Source organism: Vibrio sp. SCSIO 43137 (assembly GCF_028201475.1).
Taxonomy (GTDB): Bacteria; Pseudomonadota; Gammaproteobacteria; order Enterobacterales; family Vibrionaceae; genus Vibrio.
Genome location: NZ_CP116383.1, coordinates 2,081,940 through 2,105,286, shown reverse-complemented (window position 1 = coordinate 2,105,286; position 23,347 = coordinate 2,081,940). Strand labels below are relative to the sequence as shown.

Below are 23,347 nucleotides of genomic sequence, written 5' to 3'. Positions count from 1 at the left end.
CCTCGCTAATAGATTACTGATAGTCATCTGATATATCAGTTGTGTGTTTTTAATATATGCCCATATTTTTTGTGTTACAATTGCGGTTGTGATATTCGTGAGTTTGCTCACTAAAAATTGGCTGGGAAAATAGAATGAATAACAGTATTAATCCGACAAATAAGACAGAAATAGCCTATAACCAACTAGAAAAAATGATAATTTTCAGGGAGTTGGAGCCGGGTAGTATGGTGAGTGAAAAGCAACTGGCAGAGAATCTGGACTTGGGCAGAACACCGGTACGTGAAGCTCTGCAAAGGCTTTCATATGAAAGAATGGTGGAAATTCATGCCCGCCGCGGTATTCAGATCCCATCAATTTCAGTAGAAAGCCAACTTAAAATTCTGGAAGTGCGTAGAGATATTGAAGCCTTGTGCGTTAAGTACGCGGCCGCAAGAGCGTCAGTGGATGAGAAACAGCAGATGCAGGAACTAGCCTCTAAGTTAGAGTTGTGTGCAGAAAATGGCGATGAAATTGAGTACTCGGTTCTGCTAAAACAGATACACAACGTATTGGTTAAGGCTGCCAGAAATGAGTATCTGCAACTGGCGATGGCTCCGCTGCAAGGTTTGTCGCGTCGCTTTTGGTTTGCTTACAAAAACGACACTACAGATTTAGCGGAAGCTTCCCATCTGCATGCGGCAACTCTCCGTGCCGTTTGCCATACCGATGCTGACGAAGCGGTAAGCGCATCCCACAAACTGAATGACTACCTGACAGATGTTGCCTATCGCAGTATTAGTGCAAGATAGTTATTTTAGTTATCTGGTTTAATCACTACTAAGTAACACAGAGTAGGAAAACTATTGCTTTCTTCTCATAAATATACCTTGATGGGCATTGCCGCCATAGTGTTGTGGAGCTGTCTGGTTGCGCTTACCCGTAATGTTGCTGAACAGTTAGGGCCTGTCGGCGGTGCGGCGATGATCTACAGTGTTGCTTCACTGTTTCTATTAGTGGTCATGGGGGTACCGAAACTCAGGCAGTTCTCACTAAGCTATATCGTTATTGCCGGCGGGTTATTCGCGGCGTATGAAGTCTGTTTTTCTCTGGCACTTGGCTATGCAGATAGCCGGCTTCAGACTATAGAGATGGCGGTGATTAATTACCTCTGGCCTGCTTTAACTGTACTCTTTGCTGTATGGGGAAGCAGCAAACGGGTGAACAAGTTAATTTATCCCGCAATATTGCTGGCATTTTCCGGAGTTGTTTGGAGTCTGATGGGCGGGCAGGAAGTTACATTTACGCATATCACAGAGAATGTAACGGGCAATCCGCTTGCCTATTCTCTGGCATTAATTGGCGCTATCATCTGGGCGGTTTACTGCAATGTAACCAAGCGGTTATCTAACGGCAAAAACGGAATTACTCTGTTCTTTGTGTTTACTGCGATTTCGTTATGGTTCCACTATCTGACCACAGAGCAACCGCCTCTGGAGTTTAACTGCCAATCCATTGGCTACCTGCTGCTTACCGGAGTGGTAATGGGCAGCGGTTATGCATTATGGAATCTGGCTATTATCGGCGGAAATATGTTACTTCTGGCCTCGCTCTCTTATTTCACACCTATATTTTCTACGCTGATTTCTATGCTGGTGTTAGGCGTGTCACTCAGTGCCGGATTCTGGCAAGGCGTAATCTTAGTCACTTTCGGGTCACTGTTATGCTGGTGGGTTACAAGGGAGTAGTGACCCGGATATCAAACTTACATCTTGTAGTGACTAATAAACATTGCTGCAGATTCTTTGGTAATCATCTCTACCTGCTGCTGAGTAACCGACGCTTTTGAGTTAATCAGCAGTGGCCAGAAACAGCTTCCTTTAATCAGATTGTGAAGCTGCCCGTTAGCAAACTCTAAGTCAACGGGCTTTAAGCGGCCATCATCGACTGCGGATTCCAACCACTTATAGAGGGTGGTTTCCTGAGCAGAAAACTTTTTAATCTCTTTGTCTAGCGCATCCTGATTGTAGAAGAAGTAACCGAATGCGACCCGTGACAGGTCTATATACTCCTTGCTGGAGAACATTTCTGCCTCAGCCAACAGTATTTTCGCCAACTGAGTTTCAAGGGCTTGTTCAGAGGAGTACTGAATATCAACCTGCATGGTTGCCTTGCGCCACAACTCGGACATGATGTGCATCACCAAGGCCTCTTTGGTGGCAAAGTGGTTGTACACCGTTCTTTTCGAAACCTGCGCAAGCTCTGATAGCTTATCCATACTGGTTCCCTGAACACCATGTTCAATAAATGCTTTTTTTGCTGCATTTACAATGGCTTCTCTTTTAAGTTCGCTTCTGGTTTTTTTTACTTCTGCCACTTTGAATAACCGCGGAAATGATAATTTTAAACAATTTTACACTGATCGGTTTACTTTTCAATTTATAAATGTAAACTGCTTAGTGTAGATTTTCTGCCTAGGTGTTGAAATGAGAAGAGCGTTTAAAGTAAGTTTGGGAGTTGCGTTTATGTCAGCCGTTTTAGTAACAGCGTGTGCATCGGGTACTGGTGCAGACAAAGATAACAAGAAGTTTGTAAACAGTGAGATTAAATACAACCCGACAATGAGCAATATGTGGGAGATCATCAAGCAGCAGGTTTCTGCTACGCGAAATGAACCTAAGCCGGTTAAAGATATTCCACTTAAAGCGATGACCGCTGCCGGACTGGATAGTAGCTCTGAAGATGCTTTGTTCCGTCTGGGGCACTCAAGTATTTTAATGCGTCTCGATGGCGAGTATGTGCTGGCAGATCCGGTATTTAGTGAACGAGCCTCGCCGGTTCAGTGGGCGGGACCGAAGCGATTCCATCCGACCCCTATTTCAATCGAAGAGCTGCCTGAAATTAAGGCCGTGGTAATCAGCCACGACCATTATGACCACTTAGATAAGGCGGCTATCGAAAAACTGGCCGATAAAGTCGAGTTCTTTTTTACACCGCTAAAAGTAGGTGATTACCTGATAGAGTGGGGTGTGGATGCAGAAAAGGTTGTCCAGTTAGACTGGTGGCAGAGTGGAGAGGTAGGTAGCCTGAAATTTATTGCAACGCCTACACAGCACTTTTCCGGCCGCGGACTGTTCGACAGAGATGAAACTTTGTGGGCGAGTTGGGTAATTAAGAGTGAAAAACGTAACCTCTATTTTAGTGGTGACAGCGGTTATTTCTCCGGATTTAAAGAGATAGGAGAAAAACTGGGGCCATTTGATGTCACCATGGTGGAGACAGGCGCTTATAACAAGCTCTGGTCAGAGATACATATGATGCCGGAAGAGAGCCTGCAAGCTCATATAGATCTGAAAGGTAAGGCGATGCTGCCGATTCATAATGGTACTTTCGACCTATCACTGCATGACTGGTATGAGCCTCTGGAGCGGGTAAGTGAACTGGCTCAGCAGCGGGGAGTGACTTTGCTGACTCCGGTGTTTGGTGACAATGTCACAATTGAGCAGCCAGAAAGCGAATATGCATGGTGGCGAGATGTTGCAGATATTAAGCAGGATAATGTGGAGCTGACCAATACTCAGCAGCCAAAGCTGGCTATGGAAAAATAGCCTTCAGGCCGAGATATTAGAGCCGGACAGCAGTCCGGCTTTTTTATGTCTGTCATTCAGGAACACAAATCTCATCGTTCAAAATGGCTTTTATCGTTCTTAGCACCAACCAGCTTAGCAATAAAGTCACTAAAGTCAGTAGCAGGCCGGACAAGGCGTTAAAAAATGTGGTTGGTACAAAGCCGGACATTTTGGCTGTCGCGATAGTAAGGGCCGCCAGCGGGAAAGAGTAAGCCCATGACGAGATAAAGAAAGGAACTTTGGCAAATCTGAGGATATTGGACACCAGTACCAGGCAAAGAAACAAGCCAACATAGTAAATCACTCTGGCAAATACATCTAACTCACCCACTAAATTGGTATAAGAGACAAAGCCTACTGATGGCGGAGCAAGCAGGATAAACAGCATAGGCGTCAGTCTTGCCGGCAGCGGTTCATGGAAAAACAACCGGTACATAACAATAGTCAAAAGAACAACCCAGAAGACGATACCGACACTGAAGAAGAACCAACTGATCTCAAAATAACCTAAATGTGAGCCGGCTATGGGTGCGATGATATTACCCACGACAGGAATAAACCAGCTGGGGTTAGCATGAGACAGAGTGTAATGGGTATGGTGAATCCAGCTGCTGATAACGTAAACCGTCAGGCATATCTGTACGGCTGCCCCAACTATCCATAAAGTATGAGAGAGGCTATGGTAATCCTGCCAGACCACGGCCAGTAACAGCAAACTAATAGAGAAAGCGGGAAAGAAGTTTAACCGGATAGGGTGGCGCGACTCTGCAATTACGGCTTCCGGATATCTAACAATTTTAATGGTATACAAAATGGTAACGGCTAGCATCACCAGAGAGGTAAACAGGCCAAGCCAGAATGAGGCTGTCGGTAGAATGTCACTACCAGCCGCGCGCCAGGCTAGAGTTAAACCACTTAACCCCATCACTACGGCAAAAAACGATATGGGGAAATGAACCAGCTTTTCAACTGCGTTCTGCTGCTCACTGACGGTTTCACTACTCATTATTCTTCCTTAACAGTTTGTACTCTTAATGCAACCATGCAATTCGTTTTATATCATAGAATTATTGGCATACGCTATAAACTGGATCAGATAATATCAAATCTTCTATATTAGATAAAGCTTATATTGTGAATGGCCGGATAATTATGGATAAATCTTAATAACTGCCCCGGCGGAGTTGACTCACCAGACTCCGGTAACGCCCATTACTATGTAACTTTGCTAACCCCTGATTGAACAGCTTCAGCAAGGCTTTATTCTCATCTCTGTTTTTGGACAGAATAAGGTGATAGGTGCGCCGTTCAATAACCGTTGGAGAGTAGGTAAACTGCTTTTGTTCAGCCGTGGAAAAACTGTGATTGAGGTAATACAGGCCAACTTGTTTCGGCATTTGAGCCGCATCGATCTTTTGGTGGAAAATCCGCTTCAGTAGTGAATCGTAGTTTCCTCCCCTTTGCAAAGTGATAAGACCGTCTTTATGGGCTTTTTCGAAGGTTGGATAGGCTGTATGCGCTGTTCCTCCGATGATTTTTCCCTCCAGATCGGCAACGGTTTTCCAGTGCAGGGAAGATTTAGCCAGATAGAAGAGAACATCTTCATCGGTAATAACAGGATCGCTGTAATAGAATGACTTCATCCTCTGCTCGGTTTTTATCCAGACAATGGTTCCATGCCAGATATTTCCGCCAGGGTCTTTTCCTTCCATAGCGTAGTTATAAGAACGTTTCCATGGGTAGTAACTGATTTCAACCTCTATACCCATCTCGTTAAAGGCTTCAGTAACAATCTTTGTTGCAAAGCCGCCTTCCGCTAAGTGATTAGAGAGGTAAGGAGGCCACTCACCACTAGTCAGGCGAACCACTTGTGTTGCATAGCATGCTGAGCTAAGCAGCAGAGTAAGAGAAATCAGAAACGAAGTTAGATACCGGATGAGTATATGCACAACAAAGCCTTTGCTGATTATTATTTGTTTTATTCATTAAGTGTTGTCATAAACCAGTTGAATAGCAAATCAGTTTCACTTCTTACTCAGGTGAAAGAGCTTACTCTGCTGACAGCAGATAGAGAGACACAGTAACAGCCAGACATAACAAGAAAAACAATAAGGCTTTGCTATTGCCGGCAAAGTGAACTTTGTTGCCGCTGATAGCCTGTTCTCCGGAAATAGTTTGCTCTCCGGTAAACATGGCTTTTACCAAAGGCTTTCCACGAAGTTGGTAGATCAAAATGGCGCTAATATGAAGAGCGATCAAAATCGGCAAGTAGACAATACCGGTCTCGTGTACCAAAACAGCCAAATCAAACACCTCGTCATTCAGCCATGCCTCAGAAGCTGGAAGGGGATCCAGATATCCGGCCACGGCTAACCCGGTCAGGCACTGCAGAATCAATGCAGTTATTAATACAATAACCATATAACCGCCTGCGGGATTATGGCCGGGGTTTTCTTCCAGACTACCCTTAAGGTAGCGAATCACAGCAAAGGGGGATTTGATAAAGTGAGAAAAACGGCTGGTATCACTACCTGTTAAGCCCCAAAGAAGACGCCATAACAGAAGAGTAAACAGTGCTAATCCAAATTTAGTATGAGGTCCTTGCTCTGTCAGGCCGCTAAAAAACAGGCCACAAACTAAAGCGAGCTGGCTCCAGTGATAAATCCTTGTCGGTAGATCCCATACTTTCATTATGTTACTTCCGCTTTTATGTAATTGGTTGAATTTTCGTGTTGCCATATATATTTACATAACCACAACGATTATGTAACTATTTGCAATGCAATGGGCAATAATTAAACAAAAGGAAGTAATTGTGAAAAAGTATATTTTAGCTCTTTTGATACCGCTGTCAGCCAGCAGTTTTGCGGCATTTGACACTGATATTGAAACCCGTCAGAACGCATTTTCTGATATCAAAGACAATGTTGAAATGGCTGGTGATATGCTAGACAGCGGAAAACTGGACTGGCAGAAATTGCAGCAATATGGTCAGGCACTGACCTCGAATGCGTCGATACTGGAAAACCACTTTCCTGAAGGAAGCAAGGAAGGAAGTAATGCAAAAGCAGCAGTCTGGAACAATCCTGATAAATTTTCAGAAGGTTTGCAGATGCTGAACAGCGGATTTGATAGCTTCTATTCAGCAGCAAAAGCGAACGACAAATCGGCTCTTGTGGCCGGATTTAAGCAGGCGACAAAAACCTGTAAGGCATGTCATAGAAAGTTCAGGGTGAAAAAGTAGTTTAGCGCATACGGTGAAATATTCCGGCCAGCTTTTCTATGCTGGCCGCCATGTCAGTTAAAGGGCAGTTGCCAAATCCCATAACCACAGAGTTCCACTGTCTGGGCTGTGCGGATTGTTGATAGTAGCTCAGTGGACGAACGGTAACTCCCTCCTTTTCCGCCTGTTTTGAAAATTCATTTTCACCGGGATTTCCCTGCCAGCGGACGGTGATATGCAGTCCGGCTGGTTGGCTGATTACTTCTAAATCTTCAGCGAAGTGTTGGTTTAAAAGGGAAATCATGGTTTCTCGTTTTAACTGGTAGTGTTTACGCATTTTTCTCAGATGAGTTAAATAGTGGCCCTGACTGATAAACTCAGCAGTCGCTGCCTGAGTATGAGCTGGCGTAGTCCCGCTCAGGGCATCTTTAATGTTCAGACATGGTCTGACTAACTCATCCGGCACCACCATATAGCCGATTCTCAGCCCGTTAAACAGGGTTTTACTAAAGGAACCTATGTAGATACATCGATCGGTCAGGCCAGATTGTGCTGCTAATCCCTGCATGGAGGTGTATGGCCTGTGAGCAAACTGAAACTCACTGTCGTAATCATCTTCAATAATCCAGCTGTTGTTTATCGCAGCCCAATTGAGAACCTGCATTCTCTGATCTGTATTCAGGCTAAATCCCATCGGATATTGATTGCTGGGGGTTAAATAGACAGCTTTGGCCGGAGAGCTTAGCAACCGGCTCAAATCCCAGCCGGTTTCAGGTTCAACGCTAAGGTTGATGGTTTTGATGTTAAACAGCGCTAACACCTTGCGCATTTGAGTATACCCCGGCTCTTCCATTGCGATGGGGCAGGATTTACTGTCCGCCGTCAGAGAAGAGACTGCCAGAGCAGCGATAGTCAGCGCCTGCTGTGCCCCGTTGGTGATAATAATGCGTTTGGCTGAGCAGTCGACAGAACGGGAAGAAGCAAGGTAGTGTGCAAGTGCTTCTCTTAACTCAGGTAACCCCTGAAGATCATTGAGTCCGGCAATGGCCACCCTGCTGCTGTGATGTTGCAGAATTCGCTGCCATTTTGTAAATGGAAAAGCGGATAAATCTGGCACTCCGGGGGCAAAAAAACAGTTTAACCCTTGGCTGTCACTAATGTGTTGATTGTTTTTATTTTCAGTCGCTTGAGTCACCTGCAACAGAAAATGCTCGGGAACTTCTACGGATACGTAAAAGCCGGATCCGGCACGACTCTCAATATACCCTTCAGCGACCAGTTGTTCATAAGTGAGCGTTACGGTATTTCTGCTGATACCAAGTTCTTCTGCCGCCTTTCTGGTTGAAGGCAGTCTGGCGCCTTTTCGCCATAGGCGGTTAATAATCTTGTTTCTGATCTCCTGAAACAGTGCCTGTTGTAATGAAGAGCACTCTGGAGAAAGGCAGAGATCGCCAAGGTCGATACTTTGCATAACTGGACTCATATAAAATAAAATACTGGCTCTAATTATAGTGCCAGTTTGCTATTACATTAAACAGGAGATTTATTGTGCAGGAGAGAAACTATGTTATCCGCCACTCAGAGAAGCAGAATTAAAAAAGCGCCACATAAGGCTTGTACTGATACAGAGAGCCTTTATCGGATTATTGATGAAAGCCTGATTGCCCATGTTGCTATTGTTGAACAGAATGCTCCCTTAGTGATCCCCATGCTGGCCTGGCGGGTGGAAGATAAGGTGTATATTCATGGAGCGAAAAACAGCCGCCTTCTGAAAACGCTTAAAAATGGCGCTGAAACCTGTGTTACTTTTACTCTGTTTGATGGTTGGGTGTTGGCGCGTTCAGCCATGCATCATAGTGCTCACTACAGAAGTGCTATGGTATTTGGCTGCTTTAAAGTGGTCGAAGAGAGAGAAGAGAAAAATGCCTTACTTAATCACTTTATAGAGCAAATAGCACCGGGCAGAACGGAACACATTCGTCTTGGCAGCCGCAGGGAGCTGGAAGCGACAGAATTGCTGGTGATTCCCCTTGAAGAGGCCTCTGTCAAAATTGGTAATCATGGTGTTAATGATGATAAAGGAGATTTAGACCGCGAAGTCTGGGCCGGGGTTTTACCCTACAAAACGGTAGTGGGTCCTTTGCAAGCGGTTGCTGAACTGGATGGGCAGATTGAAACGCCCGATTACTCTTCGGCGTATGGTTCCCGCTGGTTTGAGTAAAACTGGCAGAGCAGGTATATAGCATAAATAAATAGACTAAGAGATGTTTTGCTTTCTTTATGCTTTTCAGTAGATTGAAAGCAATGTAAATATTCAGGAAAGTCTATGAGTTCAGTTATTGAGTGTATACGCACAGTAGGAAAGGGAGAGCGTGGACGCAAGCCGCTTACCTTTGAGCAAGCCTTCAGAGTAATGGATGAATATCTGGATGGTAAAGTGGGCGAAGACCAGATGGCGATGCTGCTGATGCTGATACGTGTGCAGAATGAGACCTGCGATGAAGTAGCTGGTTTTGTGCACGCCTTTCAGTCGCGCCTTCCGGCTATAACATCAGATATTGACTGGCCTTGCTATGCTGGTAAACGCAGCAGCACAGGTAAGCCATGGCATGTTATCGCTGCAAAAATACTGGCGGAAAATGGTTTTAAAGTACTGCTGCATGGTTACCTTGAGCAGGAAAGTGAACGGGAGCATGCTGCCTCATATCTTAAACAGATGAATATCCCGTCCGCCGGCAGTGTCAGCGAGGTTCAGTCACTGCTGGATAAACACAGCATCGCTTATCTTCCGTTGTCGGTATTTGCTCCCAAGATTGTTGAAATGCTCGATTTTAAAAAGCGTTACGGCTTGCGGACACCGGTAAATACCATGGTGCGGGCTCTCAATCCGGGTAATTCAGACTATGGTGTTCGTGGCAGTTTTCATCCCGGCTTTCAGCAGCTACATGCCGAAATAGAGCATAGTGTTGGCAGAAGCGGTCATGCCGTGGTCTCTTTTAAAGGGCAGTCCGGTGAGTCTGAGTACAATCCTAAAGTGAGCCAGACTATCTGGTGCAGCGACTCAGACGGAGTTTCTTCCCATTACTGGCCGGAACAGATGCTGTCGGAAGTATCACTCCCGAAAAGCTGCTCTATGGGAACTCAAGAGTCAGAGCTGAATACAATGGCCAATGCGGTGATTGCTACTATGAGCGCGGTTCTTTTTGCCAAGTTCAGGCAGAGGGAAGTCGCCGCAGAGTTGGCGCTGAAATACTGGAATGAGTGGGTTTTAAAACAGTAGCTGGCGGATTTCAGGTATTAAAAAGGGCTATTCTTAGATAGCCCCGTTCTGCTTGGTTATTTCTTACTGGATTCTTTCCAGAAACGATTTCTGCAACGTTTCAGTTGCGCTTTTCTCATACGTTTTATCATAACTTATCTCTTCTCTAATAATTGTAGATATAGCCATTTCGAAGGTGGCAAGTCACGTTATCGAAACATACTACCAACAGATTTACAGTTGTAAAGTGATTTTGTTCACAATTTATCAACAGATCAGCACCAGTAAACGGGGATAATCATGATTTTTGGGCTTGTCTCGAATTTGAGAAAAGGGCAGGTCATAACAGGGGGGAATACCGGAGCAGATACAGCTCCGGCTGGTTATATGAAAAGCGCTAAGCCGTTTCAGCGTCCTGACGCTTAATCACTTTATGCCCTTCTTCGGTAACGCCGTTTTTCCAGTAACTGCTGATATAGATATGTTCCCGTTCAACCTGACGTTCATTGCGGAAGTAATTTCTCAGGGTGCGCATTGTGTCAAATTCGCATGCACACCAGACAAAGGCAGTGCCATCCATCCAATGTAGTTGCTCCACTTTATCCGCCAATACTTTGCTGCCGGATTTTTTCTCTACCCAGATAACCTCGACATTATCCGGGGCAGAAAGAGGCTGAATGTCGCTCAGAGCCAGTACTTCGATGACGGCGTAACCCTTGGCATTGTCCGGTAGCGAGGCCAGTTTTACCGACAAGGCAGGAAGTGCTGTCATATCAGCACTAAGGAAGAACCAGTCTGCCTCTGTATTAATTGGTTGCAGTTTACCGGGCCCAGAGATGTGAATCTGATCGCCAGCCGCGGCTGACATTGCCCAGCGGGCAGCGTGACCGCATCCGCAATCTTCAACAGTATGACGTACAAAGTCTACGGTAATCTGGCATTTTTCGGCATCAAAGTCTCTGATGGTATACGTACGACGCACGGGTTGGGTATCTGGTGCAAGCTGACTGAGATCCGGGCTTCCTTCGGCAGTAAATAGCAGTTTGATATAACCGCCGACACAATCAGCAGGGAACTGAGACAGCCCCTCTCCCTGAAGGATAATTCGCTGCATATTGGTGGTCAGGGCTTTTGAAGACTGGACAGTAAGTAAAATTGGCTTTGGTTTATTCATCATTATTCTCTTTAAGCGTCTATTTTATTAGCATATTTTTCAAATGGGTCTAGGTCAATGATAACTTTTCTCATTTGCAATAATTTACAATATTCAATACGGCAAATAAGTATCAGGCTGGCAGTTTTCTAAGCGAAAAACCGTAGAGCTGTCATTTAAACTAGCTTGGAAACAATGGCTTACCCATATAAATGACACTTTTGTAAATAGCATCTACACTGATAACAAGCCATTTTAACCAACACAAACCCGGACATTAATTGCTGCTGAGTACAGTATTGGCTCTGTTTTATTAATTAGCCAGTCCGGTTCAGGAGGTTGTTATGAGGGATGACGCTAAAATAGCAGCGTATCGTAAGGATAACGGACTAGAAAAACTCACCTTTCACACTGTCGAAGAGATCTACGCAGGTCATTTTGATATCAGCAAAGCACAACGTTTTATCGCCTTTCAGGCACGCATTGATGCAGAACTGCTTAACCATAAGGTTATTACCGACAATCCATATACTCAGTGGTTTAGCTGCGCCAAATTAAGTGATGCGCATATCAAACAGCTGATAGTTCAGTTTTCAGTGTTTTCCAATCAGTTTCTGGTTGCTCAGCTTGAGAAGATGATTAACGCAGAAACCATAGAAGAGATGAGGGCATCAAAGGAGATTCTGGCTAATGAAATTGGTGTGGTTTATAAGAGCCATCGCCGAAATCACGCTTCAGATTTAACTGAAGAGGAGAAAAACTTTGGTGATCTTGAGGGGAGTATAGATGGCGGGGCTTTCCGCTTTAAAGCTGCCCATTTTGAGCTGCTGAACCGCTTGGCAAACTATCTCGGACTTGGTTTTAACCAGATAGGCAGGAGACAGTTTGGTTCGGTTAAAACGCTGTTCTTCTGTGATGAACTGATACGCCTGTACGGTTCTGCCAACTATGCCACCTCTACGGCGGCTTCTTATGCGGTTGAAAATTGGGCGGCGGCAGGCTTCTGGGATGAACTGGTTGCCGGTTTTGAACATTATAAAAAGTCACGCGACCTGAAAGATCTGCCAACGGCATTCTTTACCTGGCACGCGAAACTGGAAGCCAACCACGCCTGTCATACTCAGGAGGAGCTGGAAACTTACTATTTCAACAATGATGTGGATGAAGACCACTTTATCCGTAGCGGTAATGAGATGCTCGATGGTGTATACGCCTTCTGGCAGGGGCTGGATGAAGAGCGAAAGCAGATCCACTAACACAAAGGCTAATGACGATATACCGCCGGAACATAAGATGTTCCGGCGGTAGGCTATTTGGGGTTAAATAAAAGTAGCGGGTTTGATCTACTCAGCGTCAGGTTGATTTTCCGGGGCGGCAATCCGGAACGCTTTCAGGCTGGTGCAGTGCTGATAAACCTGAACAATTTTCTCAAAAGGTTCCATATCAAATTTAAACCTGACTGCGTTATATACCTGAGGTATCAGAAAAACGTCAGCCAGTGTAACCTCATTGCCAAAGCAATAATCTTCGCTGAGATTCTTGTGTAACCGTGCTTCGATGGCTTTGAAGCCCTCATCCAGCCAATGGAAGTACCAATCCATCTTATCTTGTTTGCTGAGTTCCTGCTGCTCTTCCAGATAGCGGAGTACACGGAGGTTGTTGAGCGGATGAAGGTCGCAGGCGATAATTTGCATTAGTGAACGAACCTGAGCGCGGGCAACAGCATCTGACGGCAGAAGAGGTGTCTCAGGGTACATATCTTCCAGATACTCGCAAATGGCCGTTGACTGGCTCAGATGCTGATTCCGCCCCCGGCTGTCAGTCCATTCCAGACAGGGTACTAGCCCCTGAGGGTTAATGCTTCGGTATGCCGTTCCGTGCTGCTCTCCACCGTTATGAACCAGGTGAACCGGCAGAATCTTATAAGGGACACCTTTCAGGTTAAGGGCAATCCTGACACGGTAGGCTGCGGAAGAGCGAAAATAGCTGTATAACCTGATATCCATAATACTCTCCTTTACCGGCTGACCACCTGCTGCTCAATAGCGCCAAATATCGACAAACCATTTTCATCCAGCATCTCAATTTTTATGCTGTCTCCCGGCTTCATAAAGGGGGTCTGAATTTCGCCTGTCTGCAGTTTTTCCAGCATTCTCTTTTCGGCAATACAGGAAGAACCGGCCGAGCGGTCACAATTAGAAACGGTACCAGAGCCGATAATAGTGCCGGCGGTCAGTTTTCTTGTTTTTGCCGCATGAGTGACTAATTGGGCAAAGTTGAATGTCATATCAGTACCGGCATCGGGAGAGCCGAATAGCGCGCCGTTCAGAGAGCTGAGAAGGGGCAGGTGTAGCGTGCTGTTGCGCCAGTGGTCACCCAACTCGTCGGGAGTTACGGCAACGGGAGAAAATGCGCTGGAGGGTTTACTCTGAAAGAAGCCAAAGCCTTTAGCCAGCTCAGAAGGGATAAGGTTTCTCAGGGAGACATCGTTAACCAGTGTAACAAGCCGGATCGAATCTGCTGCCTCTTTAGCCTGAGTGCCCGCTTCAACATCAGAGGTGATAACCGCTATTTCTGCTTCAAAATCTAGTCCCCAGCTTTCATCGCCTAAAGGGATATCATCGACAGGGCCGAGAAAGGAGTCGCCGCCACCCTGATACATAAGAGGATCGCTCCAGAATGATTCCGGCATCTCTGCGCCGCGGGCTTTGCGCACTAACTCCACATGATTAACATAGGCGCTGCCATCCGCCCACTGATAACAGCGGGGAAGGGGAGATTCCAGTTCGCACTCTGAAAACGGCATAGCATCAAAGGCTCTGCCGGCATTAAGTTCATCATAGCGCCCTTGCAGCCATGGTTTTAGGCTCTGCCAGTTTTCCAGCGCCTGTTGAAGTGTGCGGGCAATGGGTGACGCGCTCACCGCCAGCTTCAGATCCCGGCTTACAATACAAAGGTGCCCGTCCCGGCTTCCGTCTCTCAGGGTTGCTAATTTCACTCTGACGCTCCTTACTCTTTCCAGCTGTCCGCATAGCCTTGCCACTCTGTCTTTTCAAGTGTAGTCCCTATTTTCAGACTGTTACGGGTATCTATCATTACCGCTACTTCATCTGTCTGTTTATTTACCGCTTCCAGCCCCTTTTTGTAGGCTTTGGGGTGAGGGCCATGAGGGAAGCCACAAGGGTGCAAAGTCAGCATTCCCGGCTCGATATTGTCGCGGCTGAAAAACTCGCCGTGATGGTAAAAAATCACTTCATCATAATCGTCGTTGCTGTGGTAAAACGGCACTTTAAGGGCGCCTGCATCACTCTCCATCGGGCGGGGTACAAAGGTGCAGACGACAAAATGTCGTGAGACAAAGGTTGAGTGTGCTGAAGGAGGAAGGTGATAGCGGTGGCTCATTAACGGGCGGATATCGCGCCAGTTGAGCTTGAGTGCGGCAACTTCTCCATGCCAGCCGATAGCATCAAGGGGGTTGAAAGGGTAACTGATGATACTTTGCCGGTTTTGTCTCTTTACTCTTACCTGCCACGGCTCTTCATCCTGTTGTTGCAGAAACAGAGGATCAATCTCAGCGCTTTCGAGTACCGCCTGATCGAAAATGGCGTGCTGACCTACGATGCTTTTGTCCGGCAGACCGTAGCTATCGTTGGTTGCTTCTATCATCAGAAAGCTGGCCGGACTGTCCGGTTCAAAGCGCCACATACAAGAACGCGGGATTAACAGGTAATCTCCCTCAGTGACGTTCAGGTGGCCGTAATCGCAAAATAGCTCTCCGCTGCCCTGATGAACAAACAGTAGATCATCGCCATCGGCATTTCTGACCAGATAGGGCATCTTGCTGTTACATCGCCAGAAACGTATCTGACAATCATTGTTATACAGAGCGACAGGCGTATCCCACGGCGACTGCTGCTCGCACGGTAGCTCCAGCAGGTTATAGGCTCTGGGTCTGAGTTGGCCTTCAAAACCAGACCAGCCGGTAGGCGGGTGCCTGTGATGCAGGTGAGAGGCCGGCCCGAAAAAACCTTCGCGGCTTACTTCCCTTTCATACATGCCTTTCTCCGGCAGGTCAGTGTGAGCCTGCCGGGAAAAAACGCCTTTTCTTAACGGAAACGCTATTCTGCGAATCATACAGCCTCCTCCTTGTGTCTGTACGCCGTGGCCAGATCAACAGAGCCTAGGAAAGAACACCCCGCGCCATTTGATCCCGTTCAATTGATTCAAACAACGCCTGAAAGTTACCTTCACCAAACCCTTCGTCACCTTTGCGCTGAATAATTTCGAAGAAAATCGGACCGATAAGGTTCTCGGTAAAGATTTGCAATAACAGTACCAACTTGCCACCTTCCATATGACCATCTATCAAAATTCGCTGTTCCCTCAGTTGCTCTATGGCTTCATTGTGGCCGGGCAGTCGCTCTGAAATCATGTCGTAATAGGTATCGGGCACATCCATAAATTTCACACCGTTTTTGCGTAGGGTGGCGACGGTCTGGTAGATATCGTCACTGCCTAGTGCAATATGCTGTATTCCTTCTCCATGATATTGGTGAAGAAACTCTTCGATCTGAGATTTATCGTCGGTTCCTTCATTGACCGGAATACGGATTTTTCCACATGAGCTGGTCATTGCCCGGCTATGCAGGCCGGTCATTGAACCTTTGATATCGAAATAGCGGATCTCGCGAAAGTTAAACACTCTTTCATAAAACTCTGCCCATGGATCCATATGGCCGCGGTGGACGTTGTGGGTAAGGTGGTCAATATAAGTCAGTCCGACATCAGCTGCTGTCGTTTCTGTAGCAGGGATAAGTTCAAACTGGTCACGGTAGAGCCGGTCTCTGATATTGTCGTCAACGAGATAGAGCAGGCTGTCACCGATGCCGAAAATAGCAGGGACACCAAACTCCAGCATCTTGCTTTTACAGGCCGTGGCGTTCTGTTTCAGGGCGTGCTGAAAGGCGTGCTGGGCATTTTCGACTTTGAAGCCCATGGCACAGGCACTGGGGCCGTGTAACTTTGAAAAATCAGCAGCAAATCCTCTGCTCTCTTCACTGACCAGAAAGTGGATATCGCCCTGAGTAAACCAAGTCAGTGGCCGGGATTTATGTCTGGCAAAAGGTTGAAAGCCTAACTGGGTAAACAGTGCAGCTAACTGACCCGGATCCGGTGAGGAGAACTCTACAAACTCAAAATCCCGGGTTCCTGCCGGATTGTCAAATGACTCTCCTGAGTGATCGTATGCATGGCTCATCCCGACCTCCTTGATCTATAGGTTGATTGTTATGCCATTGGTTTAGCAATAAACACGATTACAGCTAGTATGGATGAGTTATTGATAGTTTGCTTAATTTGAGAATGAGAACCAGTGTCATTTTCTGTTTACATTTCTGTCTGTTTTGTAAAAAGGCCTCTGCCGTATAACAGCAGAAGCCTTTGTATGCACAGGGAGTAAGTGTGAATCAGTGGAAAACCTGACTACCGAAACTCATGCATTTGCTATTGCTCATTAGCTTACGAAACGCCTGCTGATCTAACTTGATAAGGGTTTCATGATCTCCTGCTTCCAGATAGACGTTATCCAGCTCCATCAGTGAATCATCACATACCATCGCCATATGGTAGGCGCCGCCGATAGGTGGTACGGCTCCGTTTTCACAATCTTCAAAGAAGCGATATACCTCACGCTCTTTTACCATATGAAAGTTGGCATGAAGTTCTTCGTTTAATGCAGTAAAACTGATTTTAGCGTTAGCTGGAAGAACCGCCATCAGGTGACGCCCTTCGTGGTCCTCCAGAACGATACCCTTAGCGACATTCATAGCAGGAATTCTTGATACCACCGCGCTATGGATTGAGCTGTTACTGTGGCTGTGCTCAACCGTTTTGTAAGGAATATGGTGCTTGGCCAGATAGTGGTCAAGCCGGGTTGACATGGTCATAGAAACCTCCGTCTTCTATATACCCACATAGAGTATAGAAAAGGAATATGCTCTGCTCCATTGCAGACAGAGAGTAAAAAATGGTGTCTGAAGCGCCATCCGGACAGGGATTAGCAGGAAATCTTTCTAATTCAGTCAGCTGTGCCTTGCCAAGGCTGATTTATTAGGATAAAAGTATTTTTGTTTGATGAACCTTATGCAAATGGAGCAGGCAGATGATCTCAAAATGGGCGGTTAGATTTTTCCAGATGGCGGAGCTGGTGGGTTCCTGGAGTAAAGACCCTTCGACTCAGGTTGGTGCAGTGATCACCAAAAAGAACCGTATTGTCTCTGTCGGCTTTAACGGTTATCCCCACGGCGTATCTGATAGTGCAGATACCGATGAAAGAGAGATGAAGTACCTGAAAACCCTTCATGCAGAAGAGAATGCCATTCTGTTTGCCAAAAGGGATCTGGATGGTAGTGAAATCTGGGTGACGCATTTCCCCTGTCCCAACTGTGCGGCTAAGATTATTCAGACCGGTATAGCGCGGGTGAACTGCCCTGAGCAGACCGAGGATTTCCTCTCCCGCTGGGGTGAGAAGCTTAAAATCAGCGAAGATATGTTCCAGCAGGCAGGCGTAGAGGTGGTCTGGCTGCCGTTGGATGAGCTGGATAATGCTCAATAGTTTATTTGCAAATGAAAGCCGTCATTATGACGGCTTTTTTATGCCTGAAGGTTTGTCTATCAGGTTAACAGAGGCGAATATTACCCACCACTAAATCAAGTTCCCCATAACTGGTAAGTATAAAGGGGGTGTTAATGTCTGTGTTAAGTAAAGCGTCCTGAGAGGGTAATAGCGAAGCCAAATCCATCTCTATTGTCTGCCACTGTTGATTGCCCTTATTTAACTTCTGCTTTATTTCTATGCCGCTGCCTGTCACTGAAGTTATATCGTTACCCATAGAGAGCAGCACTGAGTGTTGCGGCTTTTGATTGACCAACACATCAAACATCAGGGTAGAAAAGCGGCTCAAATCATCTGTTTGTTTATCAGAGGTCTGAATATAGAAGCAGGCTGGCTGACAACCGAACTGAATCTGTACGGCATCCTGCTGTAGTTGATAGTTATATGGGATTGTAGTGACAGTTCCGGTAGCCATAGGATTGTTCAGAGAGATATCCGTCGCTCCATCCTGACCTGTGACCATTATCTTTGTGATGTAGTCACCTATGGTTGAACGGACACCAAATAGCTCAAGGGCAAGGTTTGATTCTTGCGATTCGCTGGTGTCAGCAAGGATCTGTTCTGTCTGCGGTGCAGTTTTTTTGTCTGAATAATTGAGGCCGTACCCATAAGGAAACAGAGGGGCATGGGCTCCCTGCGGATCCTGCTCTGAAACGGGAACATGATAAGCGGGGATATGCTCTGGTATATGGTTAACCGAGGTTGATAACTTTTTGTTTGGCCAACTGAAGGATAGCCTGCCGGTAAAATCGTTGCGGGGCTGCGAATCCTTGTCACCAATAATCACATCAGAAATCCCCAATGCCTCAGTACCCGGAAGGAAACAGGCAACAAACGCATCTGCAGCCGCAATCTCTTCGTTCATATAGAGAGGGCGGCCGGAAAAGAACAGGCAAATTACCTTGATGCCTCTGCTTTTCAGGCGATGAATTTTGTCGATGTCCTGCTTATAGCTTCTTTTCAGGCTGGAAAATTGCAAAGTCTGCCACGGTTTAATATCACCCATCATCTCAGCATAAGGGTCTTCACCAAAGGCCACCACCGCAACGTCGATATTGCTTAAGTCATCATCGAGTAGAGGAGAGTACAACACCTTATCGCTGCCGAGGGTCTGCTCCAGAGCCGTTTTAACCGTTGTAGCGTTGGGGAAGTCATCCAGGGTGTTTTCCGTTCCCTGCCAGGTCAGGTTCCAGCCACCGGTCTGTTTCTGAATATCGTTGGCAGCACTGCCGGTCAGTAAGATTGTCTGGTCGGCAGCTAAAGGGAGTATTTGCTGGTCGTTTTTGAGCAGGACAAGAGATTTTCTTACCGCTTCCCGGGCCAGCGAGCGATGCTGAGGATTGTTAAGGGCAGATGGTTTACCGGCGAGACGGCGTTCACTCGGTTTGGGTTTCTGCCACAGACCGGCGCGCATCTTAACCCTTAAAATACGCCTTACTGCATCATCTATCCGCTCAGGTTTGATAGTGCCTGATTTTATGTCATTAAGCGTTTTTTTATACACTTCAGGCCAGTGCTCCCGTACCGGAACCATCAGAATATCATTACCGGCATTAATGGCGTAAGTGGCGTCTGTATTGCTGCATTTGCTCACTTCAGAGTGACCATTCCAGTCGGTAACCACAATGCCGTCGAAACCCATCTGATTTTTAAGCACATCCGTTAACAGGTAATGGCTGCCGTGAATTTTACTGTTGTACTCTTCTCCCTGTTGCGGAGTATGGTCATAGTTGGCGGCGTTTGACCATGAGTTAAATGATGACATAACTACCTGGGCACCGGCATTTAATCCGCTGAAATATCCCATTGCATGCAGGTTTATCAGGTACTCTTCACTGTATCGGTTGATACCTCTGTCTATGCCGTGTTCAGTACCGCCGTCGCCCAGCCAATGTTTAACATTGGAGATAACCTTGTCTTCTCCAGCCAGCGTCTCTGCGCATCCCTGAAGCCCCCTTACCATAGCGGAGGCGTAGTGATAGGTGATATGAGGATCTTCTGAGTAACCTTCATAAACCCGTCCCCAACAGAGGTTTCTTGGTACGGCAACGGTTGGGGCAAACGTCCAGTCAAGGCCGGTAGCACACACCTCCACTGCCGTGGCTGCGCCTATTCGTTCAATCAGGTCAGTGTCACGTGCCGCCCCAAGCCCTATATTGTGAGGGAAAACGGTTGAGCTAAACACGTTGTTGTGGCCGTGAACCGCATCGGTCGCCCAGATAAAGGGGATTCGGAACGGACGGTCGCGGAACGCCTCTTCTGTTGCCAGCCAGAACTCATCGGCTTTTTCTGCCCACTCCGCAGCAGTGGCGTATTTGTTTTCGTTTGGCCAGCTTCCGCCACCGTTAAGGATTGAGCCAAGTTTGTATTGGCGTACTTCCTCCGGAGTAACGTCGCGCAGGTTCGGCTGAATCATCTGACCGACTTTCTCTTCAATGGTCATCTGATTAACTATTGCGTCAATTTCTGCTTCTATCTGCGGGTCTTTAGCAATGGCTGAGTCTATCTCAGGCCAGCATTTGTAGTAGGGCAGTGGGGAAAGTTGTGTCATCTGAACGCTCCGGTACAGCTTTCTGGTCGGCAAGGTATAAACAAGCTTTTAATAATAGAGGCTATTTTGCTTTGCGGATGTGAGCTTGTTCAGGGTTATTGGGGATATACAAAAAAGCGCGAATTAATCGCGCTTTAACAACCGGTTATGACATTAGTTCGACTGTTTTTTCACCACAGAGTTTATAAACAGTTGTACAGTATCTGAGGTTCTTCCTATCCAAGACGCAGGGTAGACAGATTCTTTGGTGACCAGAGTCTCGCTGTGAATCACCTCGCCATCAACCAGCCATTTCACTTTACCTACTGTCTGACCTGAAGCAAGGGGGGCTTCCAAAGGGTTAACCACTTCAAAAACCCGCTCTGTCTGACCGATTTTGTTCTGCGGCAGTGTCAGAAAGACATCCTTGTTCACGCCAAGGGCAACCGTATCTTTAGCGCCTTTCCACACGGTGCGGTTGGTTAACACCTCACCGGATTTGGCGAAATTTTTGGTATCGTAAAAGCGGAAACCGTAGGTGAGTAACTGCCTGGTCTCTTCTGTTCTCAGTCGCTTGCTTTTGGTGCCCATAACAACTGATATTAACCGCAGACGTCCTTCCTTGGCCGATGCTGTCAGGCTGTAGCCTGCACTGTCGGTGAAGCCGGTTTTACCTCCGTCCACTTTAAGGGACTTATCCCACAGTAGTTTATTACGGTTATACTGAGTTATCCGGTTCCAGGTAAAATCCCTGACTTTATACAGCTCATAGACCTCAGGTGTGTCTTTAATTAGATGCTGCATCAGTACCGCCATATCATAAGCCGTGGTCTGGATACCTGCCCCGTCAAGGCCGTGGGCGTTGATATAGCGGGTGTTCTTCATACCGATGGCTTTTGCTGTTTCATTCATCAGGCTGACAAAGGCTTCTTCGCTGCCTGCGATATGTTCTGCCACGGCAACACAGGCGTCATTACCTGACTGAACAATAATGCCCTTCATCAGATCGCGGATGGCGATTTCATCCTTTGGCTGAATAAACATTTTAGAGGAGTCGGGGAACTTCATTGACCATGCATTAACACTAACTACTGCTTTGTCATCCCATTTAAGCCTTCCGGCATTGATTTCCAGACCAACCAGATAGGCGGTCATCACCTTGGTCAGACTGGCGGGTGCCAGCGGAGTATCTTGCTCAGAGGATGCCAGAATGGTGCCTGATTGGAAGTCCATCAATATATAGCCTTTGGCAGACAAACTGGGCGGATCCGGAACTAATACTGAAAATGCCGGTGATGACAGCAAAAGGGTAACTGTCACCAATATGGATACAAAGGCTGATCTCATGCCTGTTTCCTCTGGGTTTTGCTAGGGTAATTAACCCTATTTGATGATATGCGGAGAATCCCTATCTTAAACATAGCAAAAGATGCAGGATTATCGCGCCAATCTACATATTGATAAGGCTTGTGGCATCATTTACAGTTGGGATCTTATTGGTCGTTTCTCTTTTGGCAGGGGTCAGCAGTTGACAACAATTTCAGATATAGAGTTATGCAAAAAGATTGATAGCAGAATTGAAGGCTACTACTGCGAAGCACTGCGTTATAGCAGTTCCATTCCGGACTATGCGTTAATTCAGTACCGCAAAGCGGCTGAATGCATTTGTGATGCGCTGATTTCTCACTTCCGGCAACCTTTTTCCAGCAAAAATAGCCTTTGGAAGAAGATCAACTTTCTTACACAGAATAACTATATCGATGAAGAGTTAAGGCTCTCTCTGGATCTGGTCAGGGAAAATGCCAATAACGGTGCACATCATAAGCAGACTTCTGATGGTGAGTTTGACAGCAGCCTGATTATCACTGAGCGGTTAGCGGAAACGAGAGACTGTCTGGTTTCCTCCCTTGTACTGGCTAATCAAGTGATTTCAGGTGAGCTACTGGAACAGGTCACTCCCGCTCAGGTGGCTGCAAAGAACAACAGTGACATCATTGTACAGGCGATAACATCAGCAGACTGGCAGGATCACTATCGGGCAGGTTTATGTTATGAAGAGCTTATTGCAAATGGAGTAATTAATGCTGAAAGCACTTCTGCAAAAGAGAGCGAATCGCTACAGCTGATACTTAGCCACTACCGTAGCGCACTAAATTGTTACGAAACTGCCTATCGTTTAAGTGATAAGTCACTCAGAGCCAGTTCTGAGCAGAATAGAGATTTAGGCGAGTTAGACGGTGAAGCTGACGCCCTGTTCAGTTACTGCAAGCTAATCCTGACCAGTGGTGTATTTGAAAAAGAGCTGGAAGGGACCCTATACCTGCTGAAGATGAATGCAGAATACGGCCATACAAAATCTTGTGGCCTTTTGGGAAACTATCTCTATGAAAAGGGGGATTTTCAGAACTCTCTTGTTTACCTTCAGCGGGCGGCTGAACAGTCAGATGACACTGGTTTATGCGGGCTGTTTTTCTATTATACCGATGGTAAAGCGACGGAACCTGATATTGAAAGGGCAAGAAAGTACCTGAATTTGGGGCTTGAGCAGGGTTCAGTGCAATGTCTGGGAGTATTGGGCGCGGCTTATTTCAATGGCGTTGCCGTTGCTCAGGACAGAAGCAAAGGCCTTGAGTTAGCAAAGGAAGCGATAAGCAGGGGCAGTCTGCAAGCGTTTCAGTTTGTTAAGCAGGCAGAGAGCCAGATGCTTGGACAACTTTATGCCTCTGCAGTGAATAAAGCGGCTGTTGGTGCTGATATCTCTGTGGGAAGAAACGATCCTTGTCCCTGCGGCTCTGGTAAAAAATATAAAAAATGTTGCTTAATAAAAATGTAATATTTTATAGCTTTTACTTAATCTATTGATCATATTGATAAATTCCATTTTGTATTTTCTATTGTGTG

General features: G+C 46.4%; 22 protein-coding genes. 9 read left to right on the top strand and 13 right to left on the bottom strand.

Annotated features, from left to right (window positions below):
* Positions 1 to 134 precede the first annotated feature (134 nt).
* Together PK654_RS09835 and yddG are read left to right on the top strand one after the other, a co-directional pair.
* Entirely contained in the window at positions 135 to 791 is a 657-nt protein-coding gene (locus tag PK654_RS09835; RefSeq protein ID WP_271695608.1) for a GntR family transcriptional regulator, read from the top strand.
* Positions 792 to 845: 54 nt separating this feature from the next.
* On the top strand, positions 846 to 1,727 hold the full coding sequence (yddG, locus tag PK654_RS09830) for an aromatic amino acid DMT transporter YddG (RefSeq protein ID WP_271695607.1): 882 nt from the start codon (positions 846 to 848) through the stop codon (positions 1,725 to 1,727).
* A 17-nt stretch (positions 1,728 to 1,744) separates the two neighbouring features.
* On the opposite strand, the gene PK654_RS09825 is transcribed toward yddG, so the two are convergent.
* Positions 1,745 to 2,356 (bottom strand): TetR/AcrR family transcriptional regulator, encoded by a 612-nt coding sequence (locus PK654_RS09825; RefSeq protein ID WP_271695606.1) that lies wholly within the window; start codon positions 2,354 to 2,356, stop codon positions 1,745 to 1,747.
* Positions 2,357 to 2,465: 109 nt separating this feature from the next.
* Here PK654_RS09825 and PK654_RS09820 point away from each other — a divergent pair, with 109 nt between their 5' ends.
* The gene (locus PK654_RS09820; protein ID WP_443088707.1) at positions 2,466 to 3,587 is read left to right on the top strand and encodes an MBL fold metallo-hydrolase; all 1,122 of its coding nucleotides are present in this window, start codon (positions 2,466 to 2,468) and stop codon (positions 3,585 to 3,587) included.
* Between the two features lie 52 nt (positions 3,588 to 3,639).
* Here the strand turns inward: PK654_RS09820 and PK654_RS09815 are convergent, their stop codons facing one another.
* The 3 genes from PK654_RS09815 to PK654_RS09805 form a co-directional block, all read right to left on the bottom strand.
* Positions 3,640 to 4,614 carry an SLAC1 anion channel family protein gene (locus tag PK654_RS09815; protein ID WP_271695604.1) on the bottom strand — a complete coding sequence of 325 codons (975 nt, stop codon included), beginning with the start codon at positions 4,612 to 4,614 and terminating at the stop codon, positions 3,640 to 3,642.
* 157 nt (positions 4,615 to 4,771) lie between these two features.
* Positions 4,772 to 5,557 (bottom strand): substrate-binding periplasmic protein, encoded by a 786-nt coding sequence (locus tag PK654_RS09810; protein WP_271695603.1) that lies wholly within the window; start codon positions 5,555 to 5,557, stop codon positions 4,772 to 4,774.
* Between the two features lie 100 nt (positions 5,558 to 5,657).
* On the bottom strand, positions 5,658 to 6,299 hold the full coding sequence (locus tag PK654_RS09805) for a cytochrome b/b6 domain-containing protein (RefSeq protein ID WP_271695602.1): 642 nt from the start codon (positions 6,297 to 6,299) through the stop codon (positions 5,658 to 5,660).
* A gap of 124 nt (positions 6,300 to 6,423) precedes the next feature.
* Here PK654_RS09805 and PK654_RS09800 point away from each other — a divergent pair, with 124 nt between their 5' ends.
* On the top strand, positions 6,424 to 6,852 hold the full coding sequence (locus tag PK654_RS09800) for a c-type cytochrome (protein ID WP_271695601.1): 429 nt from the start codon (positions 6,424 to 6,426) through the stop codon (positions 6,850 to 6,852).
* 1 nt (position 6,853) lies between these two features.
* Here PK654_RS09800 and pdxR read toward each other — a convergent pair whose 3' ends face one another.
* Positions 6,854 to 8,302, bottom strand: coding sequence for a MocR-like pyridoxine biosynthesis transcription factor PdxR (pdxR, locus tag PK654_RS09795; protein WP_271695600.1), 1,449 nt, complete (start codon positions 8,300 to 8,302; stop codon positions 6,854 to 6,856).
* 93 nt (positions 8,303 to 8,395) lie between these two features.
* Here pdxR and PK654_RS09790 point away from each other — a divergent pair, with 93 nt between their 5' ends.
* Positions 8,396 to 9,052: a pyridoxamine 5'-phosphate oxidase family protein gene (locus tag PK654_RS09790; protein WP_271695599.1), complete on the top strand. Its 657-nt coding sequence runs from the start codon at positions 8,396 to 8,398 to the stop codon at positions 9,050 to 9,052.
* 105 nt (positions 9,053 to 9,157) lie between these two features.
* Positions 9,158 to 10,111 carry a glycosyl transferase family protein gene (locus tag PK654_RS09785; protein ID WP_271695598.1) on the top strand — a complete coding sequence of 318 codons (954 nt, stop codon included), beginning with the start codon at positions 9,158 to 9,160 and terminating at the stop codon, positions 10,109 to 10,111.
* A 376-nt stretch (positions 10,112 to 10,487) separates the two neighbouring features.
* Here PK654_RS09785 and PK654_RS09780 read toward each other — a convergent pair whose 3' ends face one another.
* On the bottom strand, positions 10,488 to 11,267 hold the full coding sequence (locus PK654_RS09780; RefSeq protein WP_271695597.1) for a siderophore-interacting protein: 780 nt from the start codon (positions 11,265 to 11,267) through the stop codon (positions 10,488 to 10,490).
* 320 nt (positions 11,268 to 11,587) lie between these two features.
* Between PK654_RS09780 and PK654_RS09775 the strand changes: the two genes are divergently transcribed.
* On the top strand, positions 11,588 to 12,499 hold the full coding sequence (locus tag PK654_RS09775) for a hypothetical protein (RefSeq protein ID WP_271695596.1): 912 nt from the start codon (positions 11,588 to 11,590) through the stop codon (positions 12,497 to 12,499).
* An 87-nt stretch (positions 12,500 to 12,586) separates the two neighbouring features.
* Here PK654_RS09775 and maiA read toward each other — a convergent pair whose 3' ends face one another.
* From maiA to PK654_RS09750, 5 genes are all read right to left on the bottom strand, one after another.
* The gene (maiA, locus tag PK654_RS09770) at positions 12,587 to 13,249 is read right to left on the bottom strand and encodes a maleylacetoacetate isomerase (protein ID WP_333909645.1); all 663 of its coding nucleotides are present in this window, start codon (positions 13,247 to 13,249) and stop codon (positions 12,587 to 12,589) included.
* Positions 13,250 to 13,260: 11 nt separating this feature from the next.
* Entirely contained in the window at positions 13,261 to 14,241 is a 981-nt protein-coding gene (locus tag PK654_RS09765) for a fumarylacetoacetate hydrolase family protein (RefSeq protein ID WP_271695595.1), read from the bottom strand.
* Between the two features lie 11 nt (positions 14,242 to 14,252).
* A complete protein-coding gene (locus PK654_RS09760) occupies positions 14,253 to 15,377 on the bottom strand; it encodes a homogentisate 1,2-dioxygenase (protein WP_271695593.1) in 1,125 nt (374 codons plus the stop codon).
* A gap of 46 nt (positions 15,378 to 15,423) precedes the next feature.
* Positions 15,424 to 16,500, bottom strand: coding sequence for a 4-hydroxyphenylpyruvate dioxygenase (hppD, locus tag PK654_RS09755; RefSeq protein WP_271695592.1), 1,077 nt, complete (start codon positions 16,498 to 16,500; stop codon positions 15,424 to 15,426).
* Between the two features lie 208 nt (positions 16,501 to 16,708).
* Complete coding sequence (locus PK654_RS09750; protein WP_271695590.1) at positions 16,709 to 17,188, bottom strand: aminoacyl-tRNA deacylase; 480 nt, start codon at positions 17,186 to 17,188, stop codon at positions 16,709 to 16,711.
* A 215-nt stretch (positions 17,189 to 17,403) separates the two neighbouring features.
* On the opposite strand from PK654_RS09750, the gene PK654_RS09745 reads away from it, so the two are divergent.
* The gene (locus tag PK654_RS09745) at positions 17,404 to 17,856 is read left to right on the top strand and encodes a dCMP deaminase family protein (RefSeq protein WP_271695589.1); all 453 of its coding nucleotides are present in this window, start codon (positions 17,404 to 17,406) and stop codon (positions 17,854 to 17,856) included.
* Between the two features lie 64 nt (positions 17,857 to 17,920).
* Here the strand turns inward: PK654_RS09745 and PK654_RS09740 are convergent, their stop codons facing one another.
* Together PK654_RS09740 and PK654_RS09735 are read right to left on the bottom strand one after the other, a co-directional pair.
* A complete protein-coding gene (locus PK654_RS09740; protein ID WP_271695587.1) occupies positions 17,921 to 20,467 on the bottom strand; it encodes a glycoside hydrolase family 3 protein in 2,547 nt (848 codons plus the stop codon).
* A gap of 153 nt (positions 20,468 to 20,620) precedes the next feature.
* A complete protein-coding gene (locus tag PK654_RS09735; RefSeq protein WP_271695586.1) occupies positions 20,621 to 21,793 on the bottom strand; it encodes a D-alanyl-D-alanine carboxypeptidase family protein in 1,173 nt (390 codons plus the stop codon).
* A gap of 82 nt (positions 21,794 to 21,875) precedes the next feature.
* Here PK654_RS09735 and PK654_RS09730 point away from each other — a divergent pair, with 82 nt between their 5' ends.
* Positions 21,876 to 23,279 (top strand): SEC-C metal-binding domain-containing protein, encoded by a 1,404-nt coding sequence (locus tag PK654_RS09730; RefSeq protein WP_271695585.1) that lies wholly within the window; start codon positions 21,876 to 21,878, stop codon positions 23,277 to 23,279.
* Positions 23,280 to 23,347 lie beyond the last annotated feature (68 nt).